This window comes from Kineosporia rhizophila, from assembly GCF_021277265.1.
Lineage (GTDB): Bacteria > Actinomycetota > Actinomycetes > Actinomycetales > Kineosporiaceae > Kineosporia > Kineosporia rhizophila.
The window spans coordinates 276,231-300,049 of sequence record NZ_JAJSOH010000004.1; the positions used below are offsets into that span (position 1 = coordinate 276,231).

Consider the following 23,819-nt stretch of genomic DNA (forward strand, 5'->3'; position numbering starts at 1 on the left):
ATGGTTCCCGCCGGTGCTGGCACACCGGCGGGAACCCACCAGGAAGGAGAACAGCACCTAGCTCGAGATCGGAACGCCCCCCTGACCGCTCCAGTCTAGGAGACACAGCATGTTCGACGCACCATCGCAGAACGAGCCATCAGCCCTGGCCAGAGCCCTGCGGCTGAACCGTCGTCAGCTCTTCGCAGCGAGCACCGGACTGGCCGCCGCGGCTGCCGTCGCGGTGCCCGCCCTGCCCGCCTCGGCCGCTCCGGCCGGCCGGGGAGGAGGCGGTTCGATCCCCCGGGGCAAGCGCGGGATCATCCTCTACACCGTGCGCGACGCCATCTCCCGCGACCCGAACGCGTTCAACGGCCCCTCCGGTTTCAAGGAGGTGTTCGAGGCCCTGGCGAAGATCGGCTACAAGCAGATCGAGTTCGCCGGCTACAACCAGCACGCCAACGCCCCCGGCGGCGCCTCGCTGGAGTCGGTCGAGGGCGCCAAGCAGCTGCGCAAGTGGCTGGACGACAACGGCCTGCGGGCCCAGGGCAACCACGGCTTCATCCCCTCCTCCTGGCCGTTCACCGACGCCGACCTGGAGCGCTTCAAGCTGCACACCGAGATCGCCAACATCCTCGGCATGCAGCACATCGGCACCGGCGCCGACCCGACCAACAGCGCCTTCAAGGCCGACTGGGACGTGGCCGCGGAGAAGTGGAACGCGCTGGGCAAGATCGCGGCGCGGGCCGGGCTGAAGCTCTACACCCACAACCACGACGCGGCGTACAGCTTCCTGCTCGACAGCGGCCCGGCCGACGCGGCCGGCAACCCCACGCGCAGCAGCGGGATCCGGCGGCTGGAGTACTTCCTCAAGATCACCGACCCGAAGTTCGTGCACCTGGAGATGGACGTGTTCTGGGCGCACGTGGCCCAGTACAAGTTCAGGGAGTTCACCGCCCCGGACGGCTCCACCCGCAAGGACCTGTTCGACCCGGCCGCCACGGTGCTGACCGCCAACGCCCGGTTCCCGCTGTTCCACGCCAAGGACGGTGAGCCCGACCAGGACGTGCCCAACGGCTACAACATCGTGCCCTTCGGCACCGGGCAGATCGACTACGAGAAGTTCTTCCGCCGGGTGGGGCGCACCGACAGCCGTAACCCGATGGTCGAGCAGGACACCGCCCCGGGTGGTACCACCGCCCCGGCCCAGTCGCTGCAGCACGCGAGGATCGGTTACCAGCACCTGGCGAGCCTGTGATGCCGGCTCGCAGCCTGCTCCGGATCAGGCTGTTCACCCTGCTCCTGGCCGGGGTGCTGACCTCGGCCACGGTGCTGGCGATGGTGCTGGCCAACCCGGCCTCCTCGCGGGCTGCCGACAACGCGGCGGGGCACCACGGGGCCAAACCGGCGGCCGAGGCCCCCGGTGACCCGGACGACCCGGTGAACTGGGAGAACTACGAGAAGATCCTGCTCACCAAGGACACCGGGGAGCCGATCGACCTGGCCGTGCTGCCCGACCGGAGGGTGCTCACGACGGCCCGCGACGGGGTGGTGCGCCTGGTCGACCCGACCACCGGGGTGAGCTCCCAGGCCGGGAAGTTCGACGTCTACAACAACTCCGAGGACGGTCTGCAGACCGTCACGCTCGACCCGGGCTTCGCCGAGAACGGCTGGGTCTACTTCTTCTACGCGCCGAAGACGATGGACGCGCCGTACCCGGCCAGCACGCCGGCCGGTTCGGCGCCCAACACCCTCCCGGCCGGGCAGGAGGAGTCCTACTGGGACCAGTGGAAGGGCTACAACCAGCTCTCCCGGGTGAAGTTCGACCTGGAGAGCGGCAAGCTCGACCTGGAGTCGGAGCAGGTGATCATCAAGGTCGAGGTGCAGCGCGGGCAGTGCTGCCACGTGGCCGGTGACGTCGACTTCGACGCCGAGGGCAACCTCTACCTGGCCACCGGCGACAACACCCCGGCCAGTACCCCGGGGGCCAACGGCTTCGCGCCGAACAACGACCGGCCCGGCTACAACCCCGGTTTCGACTCCCGCCGGGGCGCCGGCAACACGAACGACCTCCGGGGCAAGATCCTGCGGATCAAGGTCGCCGCCGACGGGTCGTACACCGTGCCCGAGGGCAACCTCTACCCGGAAGGCACCGCCAAGACCCGACCGGAGATCTTCGTCCAGGGGGTGCGCAACCCGTTCCGGATCGATGTCGACCCGGAGACCAAGAGCGTCTCCTGGGGTGACTACGGGCCGGACTCGGCGGTGCCCAGTGCCGAGCGCGGTCCGATGGGCCTGGTCGAGTGGCAGACCACCGGGATCGACAAGCCGATGAACTCGGGCTGGCCGTACTGCACCGGCAACAACTTCAACTACAACGAGTGGAACTTCGAGACGTCTGCCCCGGGTGAGTTCTTCGACTGCGCCGCGGGCGCGGAGAACAATTCGCGATGGAACACCGGTCTGGACACCCTGCCGCCGGCCACGCCCGCAACCCTCTACTACGGGGACGACGCGGACGACCAGCCCTGGCCGGAACTGACCGACTTCGACCCGCAGGGCGGTCAGGGCCCGATGGGCGGCCCGGTCTACCACTACGACGCCGACAACGCCTCCACCACCAAGTTCCCCGAGTACTGGGACGACAAGGCGTTCTTCGCCGAGTTCTCGCAGGACTACCTGGCGGCGTTCACGCTCGAGTGGCCGGCCGGCCCGGTCTCCAAGATCGAGCACTTCCTGCCCAACAAGGAGCTGACCGTCGGCAACCAGGCGATCACCGACAGCCCGATCGACATCGAGTTCGGGCCCGACGGTTCGCTGTACGTGCTGGACTACGGCGACGGCTTCTTCCGGCAGAACCCGGACGCCGGGCTCTACCGGATCGACTGGGCCCCGGGCAACAAGTCGCCCCAGGCCCGGATCACCGCCGACCCGGTCAGCGGCAGCAAGGCCCCGCTGAAGGTGGAGTTCTCGGCCGAGGACTCGGTGGACCCGGAGGGCAAGGAGCTCAAGTACGAGTGGGACTTCGACGCCGACGGCACGTTCGACGCCACCGGCGTTACCACCTCGTACACCTACGAGGAGCTCGGCCGGTACACGCCGATCCTGCGGGTCACCGACCCGGAGGGGAAGTTCGGCCTCACGTCCACCGCGATCAGCGTGGGCAACGTGGCGCCGACGGTGAACGTCACCACCCCGGCCGACGGGTCGTTCTTCAAGTGGGGTGACGGGGTTCCGTTCACCGTGACCACGAACGACGCCGAGGACGGCACCGCGACCGTCTGCAACCGGGTCTCCTGGACCTTCGGTCTCGGTCACGACCTGCACGCCCACCCGCTCAGCCAGGGCTCGGGCTGCACGTTCACGATCAACACCCCGGCCGACGCCCAGGAGCACGGCGCCACCGAGAACATCTTCGGGGTGGTGGTGATCCGCTACACCGACGCCGGGGCGAACGGGGTGCCGGCCGCCACCGGTGAGGTCTCGATGATCCTCAACCCGGACGTGCAGCAGGCCGAGTGGGCCGACGAGCAGAAGGGCGTCGAGATCGTGGACGACGCCGCGGCCGGCGGTCTGCGCAAGGTCACCTCGTTCGACGAGGGAGACCACCTCGGCTGGGACCCGGTGAACCTGGACGCCGTCGGGTCGGTCACGGTGGCCTCGTCCGGGGCCGGCACCCTGAAGTTCCACTGGGGTGAGCCCACCGCCGAACCGTTCGCGGAACTGGCCGTGGACAGTGCGGCGATCGCCGAGAAGACGGTGAAGCTCACCGAAAAGCCCAAGGGGACGGGCAAGCTGTTCGTCACCTCGAGTGGTGGGGTGATCCTCGACCAGCTGACGTTCGTCAAGGGCGACGGGGGTGGTGGGGAGGACCCCGACGACACCACGCCGCCCGCGGTGACCGTCACCGGGATCGAGGCCGGGGCGTCCATCGGTGACTCGAAGTCGGTCAAGCCCGCCTGGGAGGCGACCGACGAGGGTGGCCTGGACACCGTCGCCGGCACCCTGGACGGCGCCGAGATCAAGTCGGGTGCCGAGATCCCGCTGTGGAACCTGGATCTGGGCAAGCACACGGTCAGTGTGACGGCGACCGACAAGGCCGGGCTGAAGACCACGAAGACGGTCGAGTTCACCACGGTCACCTCGTTCGCCGACGTCAAGGCCCTGGTCACCCAGTTCCGCAAGGACGGCAAGGTGACCAAGGCCGGGGCGGTGCTGCTGCAGGCCGAGCTCGAGACGGCCCGTCAGCTGAAGAACCCGAAGAAGAAGGTCACGGCGCTGAAGGTGTTCAGCGCCTCCGTGACGAAGGCGATCGTGAAGGACGCCGATGTCCGGGCCGCGTTGAAGCGTGACGCGGCCGACCTGATCAAGCAGGTGCAGAAGTAGGTCCGTGCCGCCCGGGTCCTCCTCGCAGGACCCGGGCGGCCTTTCTCGCTGGGAGGTTCAGATGGCACGACCGATCACCCTTTTCACCGGGCAGTGGGCCGACCTGCCGTTCGAGGAGGTCTGCCGGCTGGCCTCCGGGTGGGGCTACGACGGACTCGAGATCGCCTGCTGGGGCGACCATCTCGACGTGGTGCGGGCGGTCGAGGACGATGCCTACCTGCAGGGCCGCCGCGACCTGCTGGCCGAGCACGGCCTGAACGTGTACGCGATCTCCAACCACCTCACCGGCCAGGCGGTCTGCGACGACCCGATCGACGTGCGGCACCGCGGCATCCTCTCCGACCGGGTCTGGGGCGACGGATCGCCCGAGGGCGTGCGCACCCGGGCCGCCGAGGAGCTGAAGTACACCGCGCGGGCCGCGGCCCGGCTCGGGGTGAACACCGTGGTCGGCTTCACCGGCTCGGCGATCTGGAAGTACGTGGCGATGTTCCCGCCGGTCTCCCAGGACCTGGTGGACGCCGGGTACCAGGACTTCGCCGATCGCTGGAACCCGATCCTCGACGTGTTCGACTCCGAAGGCGTGCGATTCGCCCACGAGGTACACCCGTCCGAGATCGCCTACGACTACTGGACGGCGCAACGGGCCCTGGAGGCGGTCGGGCACCGGGAGGCCTTCGGGCTGAACTGGGACCCGTCGCACTTCGTCTGGCAGGACCTCGACCCGGTCGGTTTCCTCTGGGACTTCCGGGACCGGATCTACCACGTGGACTGCAAGGACGCCAAGCGTCAGGTGGGCAACGGCCGCAACGGCCGGCTCGGCTCGCACCTGGCCTGGGCCGACCCGCGCCGGGGCTGGGACTTCGTCTCCACCGGCCACGGCGACGTGCCCTGGGAGGCCTGCTTCCGGATGCTCAATGCGATCGGCTACGACGGCCCGATCTCGATCGAGTGGGAGGACGCCGGCATGGACCGGCTGGTCGGTGCCCCCGAGGCCCTGCAGTTCGTGCGCTCGCAGTTGTTCGACCCGCCGGCCGCCGCCTTCGACGCGGCGTTCAGCACCCGATAGGCCGCAGAGACGGGTCGGAGGAGGGTCAGCAGAGGAAGCGCGGCAACCTTTGACAGACTGGGCGGGTGCGTAACCCGACCCGGACCATGGCCGCAACCGTCCTCGTCAGCGAGGCGCTGGTGATGTTCTTCGCCGGGCTGGTCGCCAAGTCGCTCTCCGACCTGTCGACCGGGGCGGCGCTGGGCATCAGCTGCGCGCTCGCCCTGGCCCTCCTGCTCACCGCCGGGATGCTGCGTAGCCGTACGGGTTACGTGGTGGGCTCGCTGCTGCAGGTGCTGATCATCGGGTTCGGCTTCTGGGTGCACACCATGCTGTTCGTCGGGGTGGTGTTCGCCCTGTTGTGGATCGTGTCACTCCGGATCGGGGTGCGGCTGGAGCGCGAGAGCGCTCAGCGGTGGGCGCTTCACGAGGCCGAGCAGGCGAAACGGGCCCGGGACGGGGAGCCGACCGAGCCGGCCTGAGCCGTCCGCTCATCGCACCGGCCGACCGCCGGTCCGATCGCCGGGGACGTGGTCCGGGACAGTTCACGTTCACCTGGGTTAGCGTCCACCTCATGCGCATCGTCATCGCCGGAGCCCACGGGAAGATCGCTCTGATCCTGGGCCGGATGCTCCACGACCGCGGCGAGGACGTGGTCGGGATCATCCGGAACCCGGCCCAGGCCGACGATCTGCGCGCGGTGGGGGTGACCCCGGCCGTGCTGGACCTGGAGAAGTCGGACACCGAGGCGGTGGTGCGGCTCCTGGCCGGCGCCGACGCCGTGGTCTTCGCGGCCGGAGCGGGCCCGGGCAGCGGGGCCCAGCGCAAGGACACCGTCGACCGGGCGGCAGCGGTGCTGCTGGCCCAGGCGGCCGAGAAGTCCGGCGTCCGGCGGTATGTGCAGATCTCCAGCGTGGGGGCCGACGCGGTGGCCGACGGCGCGCGGCCGGACGGGCTGGACGACGTCTTCTACGCCTACCTGGTGGCCAAGCTGGCCGCCGAGGACGACCTGCGCGGGCGCGACCTGGACTGGACCATCCTGCGGCCGGGGGCACTGATCGACGGGCCCGGCACCGGCCAGGTGAAGCTGGCGCCGAAGGTCAACCGGGGGTCGGTCCCGCGGGCCGACGTGGCTGCGGTGGTCGTGGCCCTGCTCGACGCCCCGGCCACCGCCGGCAAGGTGCTCGAACTGGTCTCCGGCAACTCCGAGATCGCCGCCGCCGTCCGTAAGGCCTGACTTTCAGGCGGCCGATCCGGGGTCGGGGGTGTCCGGGTCGGTCTGCTCCTGGTCGGGGGAGCGGCGGGGCAGCGGGATCACGGTGGCCAGCAGGGCCGGCCGGTTGTCGTTCTCCACGGCGGCCGTCAGCACCGACGCCAGCACGGTGGTCAGCGACGGGCGTTCCATGACTCCTCCAGCTGCTTCAGCTACTGCTCGACGGACGCGGCCACGGGTGGCCGCACGGTGTTCCATCGCCCGCGACCAGGCCGGTCCTGAGTCGCCGAACAGGTGACGGGCGGGGACCGGACACCGATCGGTGTTCAGTAGGCTCTGCCTGCCCGGCCCGGAACGATCGGCCGGGCATCCGTGTCTTGAACTGTCGAGAGGGAAAACGATCATGGCCTCGGAGCGGACGCTCGTTCTTGTGAAGCCGGACGGCGTGCGCCACCGTCAGATCGGCGAGGTGCTGCGCCGCATCGAGACCAAGGGCTACGACGTCGTCGCCCTGCAGATGCTGGTGCCGACCGCCGAGCTGCTGGAGAAGCACTACGAGGAGCACGTCGGCAAGCCGTTCTACGGCGCCCTGGTCGAGTTCATGATGTCCGGCCCGGTGGTCGCCGCCGTGGTCGAGGGTCAGCAGGTCATCCCGGCGTTCCGCTCGCTGGCCGGGGCCACCGACCCGATCAAGGCCGCCCCCGGCTCGATCCGCGGCGACCTGGCCCGCGACTGGGGCACGAAGGTCCAGCAGAACGTGGTTCACGGCTCCGACTCGCCCGAGTCCGCGGCCCGTGAGATCGCCCTCTGGTTCCCCTCGCTGTAGCTCTCGCGCAGGGCCAGGGACTCCGGCTTTCGTCCAGAGTCCCTGGTCCCGCTTAAACTGGCCCGATGCGTACGGACACCCAGCCGGCAGTGAGCGGCGAATCGGTCTTCGACCGGCTCGAGGCGCTCCTGCCGTTCGTCTCCAAGCCGATCCAGTACGTCGGCGGTGAGCTCAACTCCACGATCAAGGAGTGGGACTTCGCCGGCCCGGAGACCGTGCGCTGGGCCCTCATGTACCCGGACGCGTACGAGGTCGGCCTGCCCAACCAGGGCACCATGATCCTGTACGAGGTCCTGAACGAGCGGCCCGACGCCCTGGCCGAGCGCACCTACGCGGTGTGGCCCGACCTGGAGAAGCTGATGCGCGAGCACGGCGTTCCCCAGTTCACGGTCGACGCCCACCGCCCGGTAGGCGACTTCGACGTGCTCGGCCTGTCGTTCTCCACCGAGCTCGGCTACACCAACATGCTCACCGCCCTCGACCTGGCCGGCATCCCGCTCAGCGCCGCCGAGCGCGGGGTCGAGCACCCGATCGTGCTGGCCGGCGGACACGCCGCCTTCAACCCCGAGCCGATCGCCGACTTCATCGACGCCGCCGTGCTCGGTGACGGCGAGCAGGCCGTCGGCATCATCACCGACGTGATCCGGGAGTGGAAGCAGGAGGGCCGCCCGGGCGGCCGCGAGGAGCTGCTGTTCCGCCTCTCCGGCACCGGCGGGGTCTACGTCCCCTCGATGTACGACGTGGAGTACCGGCCCGACGGCCGGATCAGCCGGGTCGCCCCGAACCGGGCCGGCGTGCCCTGGCGGGTCAGCAAGCACACCGTGATGGACCTCGACGAGTGGCCCTACCCGAAGAAGCCGCTGGTCCCGGTGGCCGAGAGCGTGCACGAGCGGATGAGCGTGGAGATCTTCCGCGGCTGCACCCGCGGCTGCCGCTTCTGCCAGGCCGGGATGATCACCCGGCCGGTGCGCGAGCGCTCGATCCAGGGCATCGGCTCGATGGTCGACGCCGGTCTGAAGGCCACCGGGTTCGAGGAGGTGGGCCTGCTCAGCCTGAGCTCGGCCGACCACTCCGAGATCGCCGAGGTGACCAAGCAGCTGGCCGACCGCTACGACGGCACCAACACCGGGCTGTCGCTGCCCAGCACCCGGGTCGACGCGTTCAACATCGACCTGGCCCAGGAGCTGTCCCGCAACGGCCGGCGCTCCGGCCTGACCTTCGCCCCGGAGGGCGGCAGCGAGCGGATCCGCAAGGTGATCAACAAGATGGTCACCGAGGACGACCTGGTGCGTACCGTCGCCGCGGCCTACGGCGCCGGCTGGCGGCAGGTGAAGCTCTACTTCATGTGCGGTCTGCCCACCGAGACCGACGAGGACGTGCTGCAGATCGCCGAGCTGGCCAAGCGGGTGATCCAGACCGGCCGCGAGGTCTCCGGCACCCGGGACATCCGCTGCACGGTCTCGATCGGCGGGTTCGTGCCCAAGCCGCACACCCCCTTCCAGTGGGTCGGCCAGACCGACCCCGAGGTGGTCGACGCGCGGCTGGCCAAGCTGCGCGACGCGATCCGCTCGGACAAGCGCTACGCCAAGGCGATCGGTTTCCGCTACCACGACGGCAAGCCCGGCCAGGTCGAGGGGCTGCTCTCGCGCGGCGACCGCCGGGTCGGCCAGGTGATCCGCGCGGTCTGGGAGGACGGCGGCCGGTTCGACGGCTGGAGCGAGCACTTCTCCTACGAGCGCTGGATGAGCTGCGCCGAGAAGGCCCTGGCCGACACCCCGGTGGACGTGGCCTGGTACACCACCCGGGAGCGGGAGGAGACCGAGGTCCTGCCCTGGGACCACCTCGACTCCGGGCTCGACAAGGAGTGGCTCTGGGACGACTGGCAGGACGCCCTGTCCGAGGACGAGGTCGAGGACTGCCGCTGGACGCCGTGCTTCGACTGCGGGGTCTGCCCGCAGATGAACACCGAGATCCAGGTCGGCCCGACCGGCCGCTCGCTGCTGCCGCTCGCGGTCAAGTCCTCGCTGCCCACCCAGACGCACACCCACACCCACACGCCGATCACCGGGCCGGTCGGCTGATGGCGGCGCGCACGCCGGACGGCCCGCCGCCGCCCCCGGTCGTCCAGAAGCTCCGCCTGCAGTACGCCAAGCGAGGCAGGCTGCGCTTCTCCAGCCACCGCGACTTCCAGCGGGCGCTGGAGCGGGCCGTGCGCCGGGCCGCGATCCCGATGGCCTACTCGGCCGGGTTCCACCCGCACCCGAAGATCTCCTACGCCAACGCCGCGCCCACCGGCACGGCCAGCGAGGCCGAGTACATCGAGATCTCGCTGGCCGAGCGCCGGGAGCCGCAGGCGATCCGGGACTCGCTGAACGAGGCGCTGCCCGACGGCCTGGACATCATCGACGTGGTGGAGGCCGGGCCGGGCCTGCTGGCCGACCGGCTGCAGGCCTCGGTCTGGCAGATCGAGCTGTTCGCGAACCAGCCGGGTGAGCAGGCCGCGGCCGACAACGAGGCGCAGGTCCGCGACGTGGTCGAGCGCTTCCTGGCGGCCGAGCGGGTCGAGGTCCAGCGGATGACGAAGAACGGGTTGCGAACGTTCGACGCCCGCGAGGCGGTGCTCCGGATCCAAGTGGAGCCTAGTGTCACATCAAGACCCGGTAACGGTTGTGCGATACTGAGCTTGGTCGTGCGGCATAACACACCGGCCGTACGCCCCGACGACGTCCTTTCCGCTTTCCGCGCGGTAGCCGACTTCGCGCCTCCGTCACCTCCCCGAGTGACGCGTCTGGCGCAGGGGCTGCTCGACGAGGCAGACGGATCGGTGACCGACCCACTGGTCCCCGATCGGGACGGCGGCGGCGCCTGACCGGTGCCGCGCCCCAGCCCTGACCGGCACGGCGCGCAACCGATAGGGCGCAGAGTCTTGACTTCCGCCGCGACCGGTAGGCGCGGCGACCTACACGAGTGCCCCGAGCGGCGCCGATGCGGTGTGGTCGGCGCCCGGGGTTGACGGGAGAACGCCCGTGGCGAGCAATGAAGAAACACCTGTGGCCGCAGACGGCGAAGAACGTGGCGGCGAGGTCGTCGGTAACGACACCGGCCTGACCTCGGCCGCTGACACCACTGACACCAACGACGGCACCGGCAGCGCTGGTACCGCTGAGACGGCCGATGCCGACTCGGCCGCGACCGGCACGCACACTGCGGCCGCCGCCGGCACCAACACGGCTGGGAGCCCGGCCGTTACTAACACGGCCGCCGGTACCGACACGGCCGCCGGTACCGACACGGCCGCCGGCCCGGCTGGTACCGACGCCGCTGGGGGCCCGGCTGACGCGGCCGCCGCCGGCCAGGCCGGTACCGCCGACGCCACCGCGGTCCCGGTGCCCGACACCGCCGCGGGCCGGGACTCGGTCTCCGCGGCGACCGGCCCGGTCCTCGATCCGGACGCGGGCACCGCGCCGATCGGCAACCTGGCCGCGAGCCACCACAGCGCGAGCGACCCCCAGGCCGCGGCCGGCGACACGCCGCAGGCCCCGGCGCCTCAGCACACCCAGCACGTGACGCTGGCCAGCGAAGAAGCGATCGCCGTGCCCGACACCTCGGCCGACGCCACCGGCGCCGAGCCCGCGGCCGTGGTCCCCGATCCCGAGGCGCCCGCCACCACCACCCGGCGCCGCAGCACCCGCGCCCGCACCGCGAAGAAGGCCGTGGCCGCTCCGGCCGAGGCCGCCGCGGGGGAGAGCGCAGCTGCCGAAGGCGCCGAGAGCACGGGCGAGGCGGCCGAGGGGGAGACCCCGGCGCCGGTCAAGCGCGCCCGCACCACCCGTAAGCGCACGTCGAAGCGCGCCGCCGCGGCCGCCGCCGAGGCGGGCACCGAAGCTGACGCGGTCGCCAGCGGCACGGCGGGTAGCAATGGCGCCGCAGGTAGCGCCGGCGCCACCAACACCGGCGCGGACAGCACGGCTGCTGGGAAGACCGGCGCGGGGAACACCGCTGCGGGTAGCACGGGCGCTGGGAACAGCAGCGCGGGTAGCGCGGCTGCTGGGAGCAGTGGCTCGGGTAGCGCGGTCGCTGACGGTGCAGGTGCCGCGGGTACCGCCGCCGGCACGCAGAACGCCGCAGGCAGCGCGCAGCCCATCAGCGCCGCCGAGCTCGAGACGGCCGAGGTCCTGGCCAGTGTCGCCGGGGTCGAGGCTCCGTCCGCGCCGGGCGCCGACACCCTGTTCGCCGAGCCCACCGCCGCACCGGCCAAGAAGACCGCCCGCCGCCGCAGCACCCGCAAGGCTTCTGCCCCGGCGACCAGCACGCAGGCTGCCCAGTCCGAGAGCGCCTCGGCCGGCGAGAACACCCAGGCCGGGGAAGCCGGTAGCAGCGCGAGCCAGAGCAGCAGCACCCAGGCGAGCTCGCTCCAGGGCGACGCTTCCCAGGGCAGCGCCGCCCAGCCGAGCGGTACCGAAGCAGGTGCCGACCAGGACGGTGCAGGCAGCAACCAGGTCGGTGGCACGCAAGCTGGTGGCACGCAGGCCCGCGGCGCCGCAGCCAGTGGAGCCGGAACCAGCGGCACGCGAGCCGGTGGCACCGAACTCGGTGGCACTGAAGCGAGCGGTTCCGAGGCTGGCTCCGGCAACCTGACCAACGCGTCCGGTGACCTGGCCGCGTCGTCCGCACAGTCGTCCTCAATCGAGACCCAGCCCTCCGCCGAGGCGCCGCGCAGCCGCCCGCGCACCCGTGTGCGTTCGGCCGCGGAGCGCGCCGCCGAGGCCGCGGCCGAAGAGGCCGCCCAGGCCGCCCGCGACCAGGCCGCCGCCGCCCAGCGGGGCGACGCGCCGGAGGCCGGCCGTACCGCCGCGCAGATCGCCGCCCAGCAGGGTGACGTCCAGGCTGCGCCCACGCGGCCGGCGATCATGCCGCTCTTCCAGGCTCCCGAGCCGGTCTCGGCGCGTCCGCGCCGGGCCGCCTCCCGTCCGGCGGGCCCGCCCAAGCCGGTCGCCGAGGAAGCCCCGAAGGACGAGGTCGCCGCGACCACCCGCCCCGTCGATGACATCGATGACGACGAGGTCGTCGCCGCCGAGGACGTCGCCGAGGAGGCCACCGGCCTGCTCGACGGCCCGGCCGGCGACCTGTCCGACGAGGCCGACGACCTCGACGACCTCGACGAGAACGAGGTCGAGGACGAGACCGACGACGAGGCCGCGGCCGACGAGCAGGACGTCGTCGACGAGGACGAGAGCGACGAAGCAGCCGGCGAGGAGGACGAGGAGGAGAGCAGCGCTCCCCGTCGTCGTCGCCGCCGGGGTGGCCGGGGCCGCCGAGGCCGCAGCCGGGGCGACTCGGGCGACCAGCCCGAGGCCGCGCCCGCGGCGCCCGCCGCGGCAGCTGCGCCGGAGAGCGCCGAAGAGGCCGAGCCCACGTCCGACGACACCGACGGTGGCGAGGACGAGGACGGCGAGGAGTCGTCGGAGTCGACCGGCAGCCGTCGCCGTCGCCGTCGTCGTCGCCGGGGCTCGGCCGGCACCGACGGTGAGGTCTCGGTCGACGAGGGCACCACCGTCGTCACCAAGGTCCGCGAGAGCCGCAGCCGTTCCGGCGGCGGTACCAGCAGCGACGACGTCACGTCGGTGCGCGGTTCCACCCGCCTGGAGGCCAAGAAGCAGCGCCGCCGTGAGGGTCGCGAGGCCGGCCGCCGGCGCACCATCCTGAGCGAGGCCGAGTTCCTGGCCCGCCGGGAGAGCGTCGAGCGCAAGATGGTGGTGCGCGAGCGCGACGGCCGCACCCAGATCGGTGTGCTGGAAGACGGCGTGCTGGTCGAGCACTACGTCGCCCGTAAGACCCAGACCTCCACCGTCGGCAACGTCTACCTCGGCCGGGTGCAGAACGTGCTCCCGAGCATGGAGGCCGCGTTCGTCGACATCGGCAAGGGCCGCAACGCCGTGCTCTACGCCGGTGAGGTGAACTGGGACGCCGCCGGCATGGAAGGCCAGCCGCGCCGCATCGAGCACGCGCTGCACGCCGGCGACTCGGTGCTGGTGCAGGTCACCAAGGACCCGATCGGTCACAAGGGCGCCCGCCTGACCAGCCAGATCTCGCTGCCCGGCCGTTACCTGGTCTACGTGCCGGACGGCTCGATGACCGGGATCAGCCGCAAGCTGCCCGACACCGAGCGTTCCCGCCTGAAGAAGATCCTGCGCGAGGTCGTGCCGGACAACGCCGGCGTGATCGTGCGCACCGCGGCCGAGGGCGCCAGCGACGACGAGCTGGAGCGCGACGTCACCCGGCTGCAGGCGCAGTGGGAGAGCATCACCGCCAAGATCGACTCGGCGAACGCCCCGGCGATGCTGTACGGCGAGCCGGACCTGGCGATCAAGGTGGTCCGGGACGTCTTCAACGAGGACTTCAGCAAGCTGATCATCTCCGGTGACGAGGCCTGGGAGACGCTGCAGGGCTACATCGCGCACGTCGCGCCGGACCTGGCCGAGCGGGTCGAGCACTGGACCGGCGACAAGGACGTCTTCGCCAAGTACCGGATCGACGAGCAGCTGGCCAAGGGCCTGGACCGCAAGGTCTGGCTGCCCTCGGGCGGTTCGCTGGTGATCGACCGGACCGAGGCGATGACCGTCATCGACGTCAACACCGGCAAGTTCACCGGGGCCGGCGGCAACCTGGAAGAGACCGTCACCAAGAACAACCTCGAGGCTGCCGAGGAGGTCGTGCACCAGCTCCGGCTGCGCGACATCGGCGGCATCATCGTGGTCGACTTCATCGACATGGTGCTGGAGTCCAACCGGGACCTGGTGCTGCGCCGGCTGCTGGAGTGCCTGGGCCGCGACCGCACCCGGCACCAGGTCGCCGAGGTCACCTCGCTCGGCCTGGTGCAGATGACCCGTAAGCGGGTCGGCCAGGGGCTGCTCGAGGTGTTCAGCGAGACCTGCGAGCACTGCGGCGGGCGTGGGCTGATCATGCACGACGAGCCGGTCGAGAAGAAGCAGCAGGAGAACGGCAACGGCGGTGGCGGCGGTGGTCGTAAGGGCCGCAACAACCACCACCACTAAGGGTTTCGGGCCGGCGGGGCGAACGGTGAGGATCCGTGCGCCCCGCCTGCGCGGCCGGGGGTGGCTCAACTCGCCCGGCCTGGACCTGCAGCAGCTGCGCGGTCGCTGGGTCATGCTCGACTTCTGGACCGGCGCCTGCGTGAACTGTGTGCACGTGCTCGACGAACTACGGCCGCTGGAGCGGCAGTTCGCTGACGTGCTCACGGTGATCGGGGTGCATTCGCCCAAGTTCCCCTACGAGGCCACGGCTTCGGCGGTGGCCAATGCCGTGGAGCGCTACCGGGTGGAGCATCCGGTGCTGGACGACGCGGATCTGCTCACCTGGGACGCGTATGCGGTGAATGCCTGGCCCACGCTGGTTCTCATCGATCCGGACGGGTACGTGGTGGCCCAGGTCTCGGGGGAGGGGCACGTTCCCGAGCTGGCCGGGTTGATCTCGGAAAAGCTTGAGGACGGGGTGCCCGCCTCGGTCCCACCCGCACCAGTGCGGGTGGAGAGTCCTCAGGGCCTTCGCTTTCCCGGTGGCCTGGTCGCCCTGTCGGACGGCGAGGTGCTGACCTCGGACACCGGCAATCAGCGTCTTCTCCTGGGGCAGAAGCACATCGGTTCCGGGATCCGGGGTTTCGTCGACGGGCCGGCCGGCACTGCTCAGTTCGCCGATCCTCTCGGCGCTGCCGTCCTGCCACCCGACGTGGCGGTCAAGGCCGGGTACGACGTGGTGATCGCCGACAGCGGTAACGACGCTCTGCGCGGGCTGAGGCTCGACGATCTCTCGGTGAGTACGGTGGCCACCGGCATCTCGACACCCGGCGACGTGGCCTGGTTCGACAGCCGGATCGTGGTGGCGGGGATCGGGCGGCACCAGCTCTGGTCGGTGGACCCGGCCTGCGGCGAGGTGCAGGTCTACGCCGGTACCGGCAAGGAAGGGCTTGTCGACGGCCCGGCCGAGAAGGCCTGGTTCGCCCAGCCTTCCGGGCTCTCGGTGGATTTCCGAGGGTTGTGGATCGTCGACGCCGAGAGTTCTGCCCTACGTCTGCTCTACCGCGCGGACGACGGCAGTCTCCAGGTCCGCACGGCGATCGGGCAGGGTCTCTTCGAGTTCGGGCAGGACGACGGCCCGGCCTGGGACGCCCGTCTGCAGCACCCGCTCGGCGTGCAGGCGTTGCCGGACGGGAAGATCGCTGTCGCCGATACTTTCAACGGTTCGGTCCGGGCCTACGACCCGATCACCGACCAGGTGACCACCCTGCTCACCGGACTCGGGGAGCCGTCCGCGCTCACCATCGTCCTCAATCAGCTCTGGGTGGCCGACGCCGGGCAGCACCAGGTGCACCGACTCGAAGGCGGCTGGGACGAACCGGCCGGACCGGCTCCGGTGCAGCAGTCGGTAGCCGATCTGGATCCCGAAGGTGCCCAGGTGACAGTTCGTTTCACTCCGCCGCCGGGGGAGGAGACCGATACGCGGGACGGTGACCCCACCTGGCTCGAGATCACTGCTCAGCCGGCCTCACTGCTCGAGCAGGGGGCTGGGGGTGAGCGGGGCCTGAACCGTCGGATCGCCTTCGCCGGAGAGCTTTCGGGCGGACGGGTGAACGGCCGGCTCCTGGTCGAGGCCCGCGCGGCTTCCTGTGACATCAGCCAGGAGGCGGGAGCGGTCTGTCATCTGCACCGGCGCCGCTGGGAGATCCCGGTGCGGCTGATTCCCGGCTCGACGACCGAACTGGACCTCAAGCTCTAACCCCTGGCGCCAGGAGCCATCCCGGCGTAGGCCGAGCGGTCCCGCCCATCGCGCTTGGCCACGTACAGGGCCGCGTCCGCGCTGGCGTAGAGCTCCGGCAGATCGCGTCCGTCGGTCGGGGCGTGGGCCACGCCGATGCTCACGGTGAAGGACAGAACGGTTCCGTCCGGGAGTTCCAGCGGGGAGGCGCGCACCGTCTGGACCAGCTGCTCGGCCCGTCGCACCGCCACCTCGTGGTCGCAGCCCGGCAGCAGTACGGCGAGTTCGTCGCCGCCCATCCGCCCGATCACCGCGTCGGGGCGGGTGTTGGCAGCCAGGACGGCGGCCAGGTGCTTCAGGGCGGCGTCGCCGACCGGGTGGCCGTAGGTGTCGTTGATGGTCTTGAACCGGTCCAGGTCGACCACCAGCAGAGCAGCGCCCGGCGGCCCGGGGCCGGCCGCGAGCGCACCTCGGGCGGCCTCGTCGAGGACCCGGCGGGTGACCAGCCCGGTCAGGTCGTCCAGGTCGGCCTGGCGGCGGAGTTGCTCGGTGAGGCGGCGGCGGGCCTGGTTGCCGCGGGTCAGCAGGACCGACGACGAGGTGGCCACCACCCACAGGTAGACGAAGTCGCGTACGGCCTCGGCGAGTGGGTAGTGGCTGAACAGGAGGGCGAGAGACCCGGCCAGGGCGATCGCCAGGACGATTCCCCAGACCGCCGCGGCGCCGGTGTAGCCGAAGACGAAGGCGTCCACCGGCAGCAGGACGATGCCGGCCAGCAGGATGCCGATGGCCGAGCGGTTCGCCTCCGGAACGTCCCAGGCGCCGAACCCGCGGCCGGAGCCGACGGTGACGTGGCTTACCTCGGCCCGCACCCACCGGGACAGGGCCTGCGCTCGTGCGGCCGCGCCCGCCGACAGTGCGCGCCACCTGGTCATGCTGCTCACGAGTCCGTTCCGGCCGTCGGCGTCACTTCCGGTGAAGATCGGCGGAACCGGTCGTTGACCTGAGAGGATGTCCACCGGAAGCGGGATATCCGGGGTCCGGCGAAGGCGCTGGTTTGCTCCTTGGCCTCGCTATCCGTAATCTTTACTGCGGTGCGCCGCCTGGCATCGATATGCCTGCGTTGAGCCCTCACCCTTCCGGGGTGTCGGGGAGAGAACCGCACCCCCGTTGAACTGACCGGAGAGTGATTTCACGTGTACGCGATCGTCCGCGCTGGTGGCCGCCAGGAGAAGGTGTCCGTCGGCGACGTCCTCACTGTTGACAAGGTCGAGGGCGCGCCCGGCGACGCCGTGAAGCTCGTCCCGCTGCTGCTGGTCGACGGCACCGACGTGACCAGCGCCGCCGACGCCCTCGCCAAGGTGAGCGTCGCCGCCGAGATCGTCGAGGCCGCCAAGGGCCCGAAGATCGTCATCCAGAAGTTCAAGAACAAGACCGGTTACAAGAAGCGCCAGGGCCACCGCCAGCCGCTGACCAAGATCAAGATCACCGGTATCTCCAAGTAGTCCACGGCTGAGCAGAAGGCAGGAAGAATCACATGGCACACAAGAAGGGCGCCAGCTCCTCCCGTAACGGCCGCGACTCCAACGCTCAGCGTCTGGGTGTCAAGCGGTTCGGTGGTCAGCTGGTCAAGTCGGGCGAGATCATCGTGCGTCAGCGCGGCACCCACTTCCACCCGGGCGAGAACGTCGGCCGCGGCAAGGACGACACGCTGTTCGCGCTGACCCCGGGTGCGGTGGAGTTCGGCCAGCGTCGTGGCCGTCGCATCATCAGCATCGTCAGCCCGGTCGGCGCCGAGTAAGCACCGCTTCGAGCTTTCCGCACGAGGGCGGGCCGGGTGACCGGCTCGCCCTCTTGCGTGTCCAGGTACGCATCATGTCCTGGTTGCACCCGACTCACGGGTAGTACGACAACGTTGCACGGATCAGGAAGCATGCTCGGGGCCGAGGAAGTCCCTGAAGAGAACACCGGCATCCTCAATTCGGCCTTGCAGCGGCAGTCAGTTCGCGCTGGTACCCACGAACTGATCCATCACTACGGGCGGGGTACCACCGAAGAGAGCAGAGGCCGGCATGGTGACCTTCGTAGACCGGGTCACGCTGCACGTTGCGGCAGGTAACGGCGGGCACGGGTGTGCTTCCGTGCACCGGGAGAAGTTCAAGCCCCTGGGCGGGCCGGACGGCGGCAACGGCGGCAAGGGCGGTGACGTGACCCTGGTGGTCGATCCGCAGACCACCACGCTGCTCGACTACCACCGTTCCCCGCACCGCAAGGCCACCAACGGCAAGCCCGGCGAGGGCGACCACCGTAACGGCGCCAACGGCGAGGACATGATCCTCGGGGTGCCGGACGGCACGATGGTCAAGGACGCCGACGGCAACCTGATCGCCGACCTGGTCGGCAACGGGGCCAGCTACGTGGTCGCCGAGGGCGGCCGCGGCGGCCTGGGCAACGCGGCGCTGGCCTCGGCCCGCCGCAAGGCGCCCGGCTTCGCGCTGCTCGGTGAGCCCGGCTGGGCCGGTGACGTCACGCTGGAGCTGAAGACGGTCGCCGACATCGGCCTGATCGGCTTCCCCAGCGCGGGCAAGTCCAGCCTGATCGCGGCCGTCTCGGCGGCCCGCCCGAAGATCGCCGACTACCCGTTCACCACCCTGGTCCCGAACCTGGGCGTGGTCGAGGCCGGCGACGTGAGGTTCACCGTGGCCGACGTGCCCGGGCTGATCCCCGGCGCGAGCGAGGGCAAGGGCCTGGGCCTGGAGTTCCTGCGTCACGTGGAGCGCTGCGCCGCCCTGGTGCAGGTGCTCGACTGCGCCACCCTGGAACCCGGCCGCGACCCGCTCAGCGACCTCGACGTGATCGAGGCCGAGCTGGACGCCTACCCGGTCGAGCCGGGCACCAAGCCGCTGAAGGAGCGGCCGCGCCTGGTCGTGCTGAACAAGGTCGACGTGCCCGAGGCTCGTGAGCTGGCCGAGATGGTCAAGCCCGACCTGGAGGCCCGCGGCCTGAAGGTGTTCGTCGTCTCCACCATCGCCCACGAGGGGCTGCGTCAGCTCACCTTCGCGATGGCCGACCTGGTGGCCCAGGCCCGCGCCGACGCCGGCCCGGTCGAGGCCCCGCGGGTGGTCGTCCGGCCGGTCCCGGTGACCGAGAAGGACGCCTTCGACGTGCGCCGCGAGAACAGCGCGGACGGCCCGTTCTACCGGGTGCGCGGGGCCAAGCCCGAGCGCTGGGTGCGCCAGACCGACTTCGCCAACGACGAGGCGGTCGGCTACCTGGCCGACCGGCTGGCCCGGCTCGGGGTCGAGGACGCGCTGGCGAAGGCCGGTGCGGTGGCCGGCGCCACGGTGGTGATCGGTGGCGACGACGGGGTGATCTTCGACTGGGAGCCCACGCTGATCGCGGCCGCCACCGGCCCGGCGGCGCCGCGTGGTTCCGACGTCCGGCTGGAGTCCGACGCCCGTCCGACCCGGGCCATGCGGCGCGAGAAGTACGTGGACTCGATGAACGCCAAGACGGAGGCCCGGGACGAGCTGGCTCATGAGCGCCAGGCCGGTCACTGGACCGATCCGGCCCTCGACGAGGCGTCGGCCGGGGCGCTGGAGGACGGGCGGGACTGAGTCCGAGGCGTGAAACCGCTTTGACCGGGGCCGGGCCGGGGTTGGTAGGACTAGCACCGTGGATGCTCAGGAGTCGGGTCGTCAGCGGCTGGTGGCCGCCCAGCGGATCGTGGTCAAGGTCGGTTCCTCGTCCCTGACCTCGGCGGCCGGCGGCCCGATCGCCGCGGAGCGGATCGAGCAGCTGGTCGCGGCGCTGGCCGAGCACCGGCGGGCCGGTCAGGAGATCGTCCTGGTCTCCTCCGGCGCGATCGCCGCCGGCCTGGCCCCGCTCACCCTCGCCCGGCGCCCGAAGGACCTGGCCACCCAGCAGGCCGCGGCCAGCGTCGGGCAGGGCCTGCTGATGGCGCACTACACGGCGGCCTTCGCCCGGCGGGAGATCACCGTCGGGCAGGTCCTGCTGACCGCCGACGACGTGATCCGGCGCACGCACTACGCCAACGCCCGGCGCACCCTCACCCGGCTGCTCGGGCTGGGGGTGCTGCCGGTGGTGAACGAGAACGACACGGTGGCCACCGACGAGATCCGGTTCGGCGACAACGACCGGCTGGCCGCCCTGGTGGCGCACCTGGTCCGGGCCGACGCCCTGGTGCTGCTGTCCGACGTCGACGCGCTCTACGACGGCCCGCCGAGCCGTCCCGGCGCCCGCCGGATCGACCTGGTGAGCGGCCCGGCCGATCTCGAAGGGGTGGAGATCGGCTCGGTGGGCAGCAATGTCGGCACCGGCGGCATGGTGACGAAGGTCGACGCGGCCCGGATCGCCACCGTCGCAGGCATCCCCACCCTGCTCACCTCGGCCGCGAATGCCGCCGACGGCCTGGCCGGCAAAGACGTGGGCACCTGGTTCGAGGCCCGCGGCGGACGTACCGCCAGCCGCCTGCTCTGGCTGCGTCACGCGGCCAAGGCGGGCGGGCGCCTGGTGCTGGACGAGGGGGCGGTCGCCGCCGTGGTGCAGCGCCGGATGTCGCTGCTGCCCGCCGGGGTGGTCAAGGTCGAGGGCCGGTTCGCCGCGGGGGAGGCGGTGGACCTGGTGAATCCGGCCGGCGCCGCGGTGGCCCGGGGGCTGGTGAACTTCGACTCGGGTGAACTGCCCGCCCTGCTGGGGCGTTCCACCCGTGAGCTGGCCGAGGAGCTCGGGCCGGACTACTCGCGGGAGATCGTGCACCGCGACGACATCGTCCTGCTGCGCGGTCGCTGAGCAGATCCGACGCAGATCGGACGCACAGAAAACGGGCAGATCACCTGCCCCGTGACTATCCCGCCACACCACGCATCAAGATTGCGCGGCTGTGCTGATCCTACGAATTCAGCGGTTCGTGGCCGATTCCCGAGACGTTCGCGTCGCCATCTGCTCAACTAGAGGGGTGTCAATCGGATCACGTCACGACGTCCCCTCCACGTCGTGCGTGCGGCGCGCAGCCCTCGAGCAGCAGCCGTACATCGCCCGCGCCGAAGATCCTGCTGCTGCGCGCGAACTGTGGTTCGTCACGGTCACGGTCGGCGGGGGCGCCCTCGTCCTGCCCGAGGTCCGGGCCGCGCTCGAGCGGCTCAGCGTCGAGCGGGCGTTCGTGGTCAGCATCCGCTACGACCGCACGCGGGCCCAGGTGCGCTACTGGGACGAGTGCGACGACGCGGCCCAGGCCACCCGTCAGGCCCTCTCGCTGTGGGGCGACGAGGAGGTCTTCGAGGAGCTTCCCGGCTGGCGGGTGAGCGGCCTCGAGGTGGTCGACCTGGCCTCGGCCCAGCAGCAGTGGGACCGGGACGGGCACCAGCGGGTGTACGCCTTGGGAGAGATCGTCCCTTTTGACGACTGAGAGAACCCTCAGAACTGTGGACGATCGGGGCGGCCTGGTCACCCGTCCGGCGGTCGGGTGCGCGGAAAGATTTGGTCAACCCTGTGGGCGAGCCCATTAGAGTGGCCCGGTGAGTACCGAAGTCGAGTCGCCCAGTGCTTCCGCGACAGACGTCCGCGATGCCGTGCACGAGGTGGCGGGCCGGGCCAAGCAGGCCGCCCGGGCTCTGGCCACCGCCCCGCGTGAGGTGAAGGACGCGGCGCTCGGCGCCCTCGCCGAGGCCCTGGTGGCCGAGACCCCGCGCATCGTCGCCGCGAACGCAGAAGACCTGGAGCGCGGCGAGCGCACCGGTCTGGCCGCCAACCTGGCCGACCGGCTCCGGCTCGACCCGCCGCGGATCGAGGCGATCGCCGGTGCGGTGCGCGAGATCGTCGGCCTGCCCGACCCGGTGGGCGAGGTGGTGCGCGGTTCCACGCTGCCCAACGGTCTGCGCCTGCGTCAGGTGCGGGTGCCGATGGGCGTCATCGGGATGGTCTACGAGGCCCGGCCGAACGTCACGATCGACGCGGCCAGCCTGGCCCTGAAGAGCGGTAATGCGGCGGTGCTGCGCGGTGGCTCGGCCGCCGAGTCCACCAACACGGTGCTGGTCGACCTGATCCGCCAGGCCCTGCAGAGTGTCGGTCTGCCGGCCGACGCGGTGGCCACCATCGACCCGTGGGGCCGTGAGGGCGTGCAGCACCTGATGCGCGCCCGGAGCCTGGTCGACCTGCTGGTCCCGCGCGGCGGGGCCGGGCTGATCAGGACCGTGGTGGAGAACTCGACCGTGCCGGTGATCGAGACCGGCACCGGCAACTGCCACGTCTTCGTCGACGCGAGCGCCGACCAGGCGATGGCCCTCGAGGTCACGCTGAACGCCAAGCTGCGGCGCACCAGCGTCTGCAACGCGGCCGAGACGCTGCTGGTGCACGCGTCCGCCGCCGACACCTTCCTGCCCGCCGCGCTCACCGCGCTGGCCGAGCAGGGGGTGCGCATCCACGCCGACGCGCGCGCTCTGGCCGCCGCCGAGGCAGCCGGGGTGAAGGCCGAGCCGGCCACCGAAGACGACTGGTACACCGAGTACCTCGCCGCCGAGATCGCGGTCGGCGTGGTCGACGACCTGACCGGGGCGATCGAGCACATCCGCACCTACTCCAGCGGTCACACCGAGGCGATCCTGACCTCCGACCTGCGCTCGGCCGAGCGGTTCACCGCCGAGGTCGACTCCGCCGTGGTGGCGGTCAACGCCTCCACCGCGTTCACCGACGGCGGCCAGTTCGGGCTCGGCGCCGAGGTCGGCATCTCCACCCAGAAGCTCCATGCCCGTGGGCCGATGGGCCTGGCCGAGCTGACGTCCACCAAGTGGATCGTCAACGGCGACGGCCACACCCGTCCCTGATCATCCCCCTTCGACGAAAACCGGGAGTACCCAACGCATGGAGGCGACCGAGGTCCGCAAGCTCACCGAGCTTGAGGAGCGGCACTGGTGGTACCGCGAGCGCCGGCACCTGCTGGCCCAGGCCGTCGCCGATCTGAAGCCGGGGCGCGCGCTCGACGTGGGCGCCGCGGGTGGTGGCAACACCCGGGTGCTGCAGTCGCTCGGCTGGCAGGCGGCAGCCCTGGAGTACGGCCCCACCGGCGCCGAAGTCTGCGCCGCCCGGGGCATTCCGGTGCTACGCGGCGATGCCACCCGGCTCCCGCTGGAGCCGGCCAGTCTCGACCTGGTGGTCGCCTTCGACGTGCTCGAGCATCTGGAGGACGACAAGGCCGCCGCCACCGGGGTGTTCGACGCGCTCAAGCCGGGAGGGACGTTCCTGGTGGCGGTCCCGTGCGACCCGAAGCTCTGGTCGGCACACGACGACGCGGTCGGCCACGTGCGCCGCTACACCCGGCAGACGCTCGGAGACCTCTTGCAGGGTGCGGGTTTCGAGCTGGAACCGATGATCAGCTGGAACGTGCTGATGCGCCCGCTGGTGCAGCTGCGCCGCCGCAGTTCCACCGGTAGCGACCTGGACAACCCGCCCGCGCTGCTGAACAACGCCCTGCGCGCGGTGATCACGCTGGAGCGCTATCTGCCGGTGAAGTCGCTGCCGGGTGTCACCCTGCTGGTCCACGCGAAAAAGCCCGCGTAGGAACGCGGGCCGTCACCGACGTC

Annotated in this window: 19 protein-coding genes; 17 read left to right on the forward strand and 2 right to left on the reverse strand. The window is 71.1% G+C overall.

Annotation, left to right across the window (positions count from 1 at the left end):
- Window positions 1-109 precede the first annotated feature (109 nt).
- The 5 genes from LWF15_RS09655 to LWF15_RS09675 all read left to right on the forward strand — a co-directional run bounded on the left by LWF15_RS09655 (window position 110) and on the right by LWF15_RS09675 (window position 6,647).
- Window positions 110-1,237, forward strand: coding sequence for a sugar phosphate isomerase/epimerase family protein (locus tag LWF15_RS09655; RefSeq protein WP_232810083.1), 1,128 nt, complete (start codon window positions 110-112; stop codon window positions 1,235-1,237).
- Window positions 1,237-4,365 carry a PQQ-dependent sugar dehydrogenase gene (locus LWF15_RS09660; protein ID WP_232810084.1) on the forward strand — a complete coding sequence of 1,043 codons (3,129 nt, stop codon included), beginning with the start codon at window positions 1,237-1,239 and terminating at the stop codon, window positions 4,363-4,365. The genes LWF15_RS09655 and LWF15_RS09660 overlap by 1 nt, the downstream gene beginning before the upstream one ends.
- A 61-nt stretch (window positions 4,366-4,426) precedes the next feature.
- Window positions 4,427-5,431, forward strand: a complete 1,005-nt coding sequence (locus LWF15_RS09665; RefSeq protein ID WP_232810085.1) for a sugar phosphate isomerase/epimerase family protein — start codon at window positions 4,427-4,429, stop codon at window positions 5,429-5,431.
- A 65-nt stretch (window positions 5,432-5,496) separates the two neighbouring features.
- Window positions 5,497-5,892 carry a DUF4233 domain-containing protein gene (locus LWF15_RS09670; protein WP_232810086.1) on the forward strand — a complete coding sequence of 132 codons (396 nt, stop codon included), beginning with the start codon at window positions 5,497-5,499 and terminating at the stop codon, window positions 5,890-5,892.
- A 92-nt stretch (window positions 5,893-5,984) separates the two neighbouring features.
- Complete coding sequence (locus tag LWF15_RS09675) at window positions 5,985-6,647, forward strand: NAD(P)-binding oxidoreductase (RefSeq protein ID WP_232810087.1); 663 nt, start codon at window positions 5,985-5,987, stop codon at window positions 6,645-6,647.
- A gap of 3 nt (window positions 6,648-6,650) precedes the next feature.
- Here the strand turns inward: LWF15_RS09675 and LWF15_RS09680 are convergent, their stop codons facing one another.
- Window positions 6,651-6,815, reverse strand: coding sequence for a hypothetical protein (locus LWF15_RS09680; protein ID WP_232810088.1), 165 nt, complete (start codon window positions 6,813-6,815; stop codon window positions 6,651-6,653).
- A 211-nt stretch (window positions 6,816-7,026) separates the two neighbouring features.
- On the opposite strand from LWF15_RS09680, the gene ndk reads away from it, so the two are divergent.
- The 5 genes from ndk (at window position 7,027) to LWF15_RS09705 (ending at window position 16,242) form a co-directional block, all read left to right on the forward strand.
- Window positions 7,027-7,449, forward strand: coding sequence for a nucleoside-diphosphate kinase (ndk, locus tag LWF15_RS09685; protein WP_232810089.1), 423 nt, complete (start codon window positions 7,027-7,029; stop codon window positions 7,447-7,449).
- Between the two features lie 65 nt (window positions 7,450-7,514).
- Window positions 7,515-9,530 carry a TIGR03960 family B12-binding radical SAM protein gene (locus LWF15_RS09690; protein ID WP_232810090.1) on the forward strand — a complete coding sequence of 672 codons (2,016 nt, stop codon included), beginning with the start codon at window positions 7,515-7,517 and terminating at the stop codon, window positions 9,528-9,530.
- Window positions 9,530-10,318, forward strand: a complete 789-nt coding sequence (locus LWF15_RS09695; RefSeq protein ID WP_232810091.1) for a TIGR03936 family radical SAM-associated protein — start codon at window positions 9,530-9,532, stop codon at window positions 10,316-10,318. The genes LWF15_RS09690 and LWF15_RS09695 overlap by 1 nt, the downstream gene beginning before the upstream one ends.
- A gap of 157 nt (window positions 10,319-10,475) precedes the next feature.
- Window positions 10,476-14,504 (forward strand): ribonuclease E/G, encoded by a 4,029-nt coding sequence (locus LWF15_RS37425; protein WP_232810092.1) that lies wholly within the window; start codon window positions 10,476-10,478, stop codon window positions 14,502-14,504.
- A gap of 25 nt (window positions 14,505-14,529) precedes the next feature.
- Window positions 14,530-16,242, forward strand: coding sequence for a thioredoxin-like domain-containing protein (locus LWF15_RS09705; RefSeq protein WP_232810093.1), 1,713 nt, complete (start codon window positions 14,530-14,532; stop codon window positions 16,240-16,242).
- Here the strand turns inward: LWF15_RS09705 and LWF15_RS09710 are convergent.
- Window positions 16,239-17,156 carry a GGDEF domain-containing protein gene (locus LWF15_RS09710; protein ID WP_232810094.1) on the reverse strand — a complete coding sequence of 306 codons (918 nt, stop codon included), beginning with the start codon at window positions 17,154-17,156 and terminating at the stop codon, window positions 16,239-16,241. The genes LWF15_RS09705 and LWF15_RS09710 overlap by 4 nt on opposite strands.
- Before the next feature lie 261 nt (window positions 17,157-17,417).
- Here LWF15_RS09710 and rplU point away from each other — a divergent pair, with 261 nt between their 5' ends.
- From rplU to LWF15_RS09745, 7 genes are all read left to right on the forward strand, one after another.
- The gene (rplU, locus tag LWF15_RS09715; RefSeq protein WP_232810095.1) at window positions 17,418-17,726 is read left to right on the forward strand and encodes a 50S ribosomal protein L21; all 309 of its coding nucleotides are present in this window, start codon (window positions 17,418-17,420) and stop codon (window positions 17,724-17,726) included.
- 32 nt (window positions 17,727-17,758) lie between these two features.
- Entirely contained in the window at window positions 17,759-18,022 is a 264-nt protein-coding gene (rpmA, locus tag LWF15_RS09720) for a 50S ribosomal protein L27 (protein WP_232810096.1), read from the forward strand.
- Window positions 18,023-18,293: 271 nt separating this feature from the next.
- Window positions 18,294-19,838, forward strand: coding sequence for a GTPase ObgE (gene obgE / locus LWF15_RS09725; RefSeq protein ID WP_232810097.1), 1,545 nt, complete (start codon window positions 18,294-18,296; stop codon window positions 19,836-19,838).
- 88 nt (window positions 19,839-19,926) lie between these two features.
- On the forward strand, window positions 19,927-21,033 hold the full coding sequence (gene proB / locus LWF15_RS09730; RefSeq protein WP_269809920.1) for a glutamate 5-kinase: 1,107 nt from the start codon (window positions 19,927-19,929) through the stop codon (window positions 21,031-21,033).
- A 166-nt stretch (window positions 21,034-21,199) separates the two neighbouring features.
- On the forward strand, window positions 21,200-21,649 hold the full coding sequence (locus LWF15_RS09735) for a hypothetical protein (RefSeq protein WP_232810099.1): 450 nt from the start codon (window positions 21,200-21,202) through the stop codon (window positions 21,647-21,649).
- Between the two features lie 109 nt (window positions 21,650-21,758).
- Window positions 21,759-23,063: a glutamate-5-semialdehyde dehydrogenase gene (locus LWF15_RS09740; RefSeq protein WP_232810100.1), complete on the forward strand. Its 1,305-nt coding sequence runs from the start codon at window positions 21,759-21,761 to the stop codon at window positions 23,061-23,063.
- 37 nt (window positions 23,064-23,100) lie between these two features.
- Window positions 23,101-23,796, forward strand: a complete 696-nt coding sequence (locus tag LWF15_RS09745; RefSeq protein ID WP_232810101.1) for a class I SAM-dependent methyltransferase — start codon at window positions 23,101-23,103, stop codon at window positions 23,794-23,796.
- The last annotated feature ends 23 nt before the right edge of the window (window positions 23,797-23,819 follow it).

Coding starts and splice junctions, on each gene's coding strand:
- LWF15_RS09655 (WP_232810083.1), top strand. CDS start 110: ATGTTCGACGCACCATCGCAGAACGAGCCATCAGCCCTGGCCAGAGCC.
- LWF15_RS09660 (WP_232810084.1), top strand. CDS start 1,237: ATGCCGGCTCGCAGCCTGCTCCGGATCAGGCTGTTCACCCTGCTCCTG.
- LWF15_RS09665 (WP_232810085.1), top strand. CDS start 4,427: ATGGCACGACCGATCACCCTTTTCACCGGGCAGTGGGCCGACCTGCCG.
- LWF15_RS09675 (WP_232810087.1), top strand. CDS start 5,985: ATGCGCATCGTCATCGCCGGAGCCCACGGGAAGATCGCTCTGATCCTG.
- LWF15_RS09680 (WP_232810088.1), bottom strand. CDS start 6,815: ATGGAACGCCCGTCGCTGACCACCGTGCTGGCGTCGGTGCTGACGGCC.
- ndk (WP_232810089.1), top strand. CDS start 7,027: ATGGCCTCGGAGCGGACGCTCGTTCTTGTGAAGCCGGACGGCGTGCGC.
- LWF15_RS09690 (WP_232810090.1), top strand. CDS start 7,515: ATGCGTACGGACACCCAGCCGGCAGTGAGCGGCGAATCGGTCTTCGAC.
- LWF15_RS09695 (WP_232810091.1), top strand. CDS start 9,530: ATGGCGGCGCGCACGCCGGACGGCCCGCCGCCGCCCCCGGTCGTCCAG.
- LWF15_RS09710 (WP_232810094.1), bottom strand. CDS start 17,156: ATGACCAGGTGGCGCGCACTGTCGGCGGGCGCGGCCGCACGAGCGCAG.
- rpmA (WP_232810096.1), top strand. CDS start 17,759: ATGGCACACAAGAAGGGCGCCAGCTCCTCCCGTAACGGCCGCGACTCC.
- obgE (WP_232810097.1), top strand. CDS start 18,294: ATGGTGACCTTCGTAGACCGGGTCACGCTGCACGTTGCGGCAGGTAAC.
- LWF15_RS09745 (WP_232810101.1), top strand. CDS start 23,101: ATGGAGGCGACCGAGGTCCGCAAGCTCACCGAGCTTGAGGAGCGGCAC.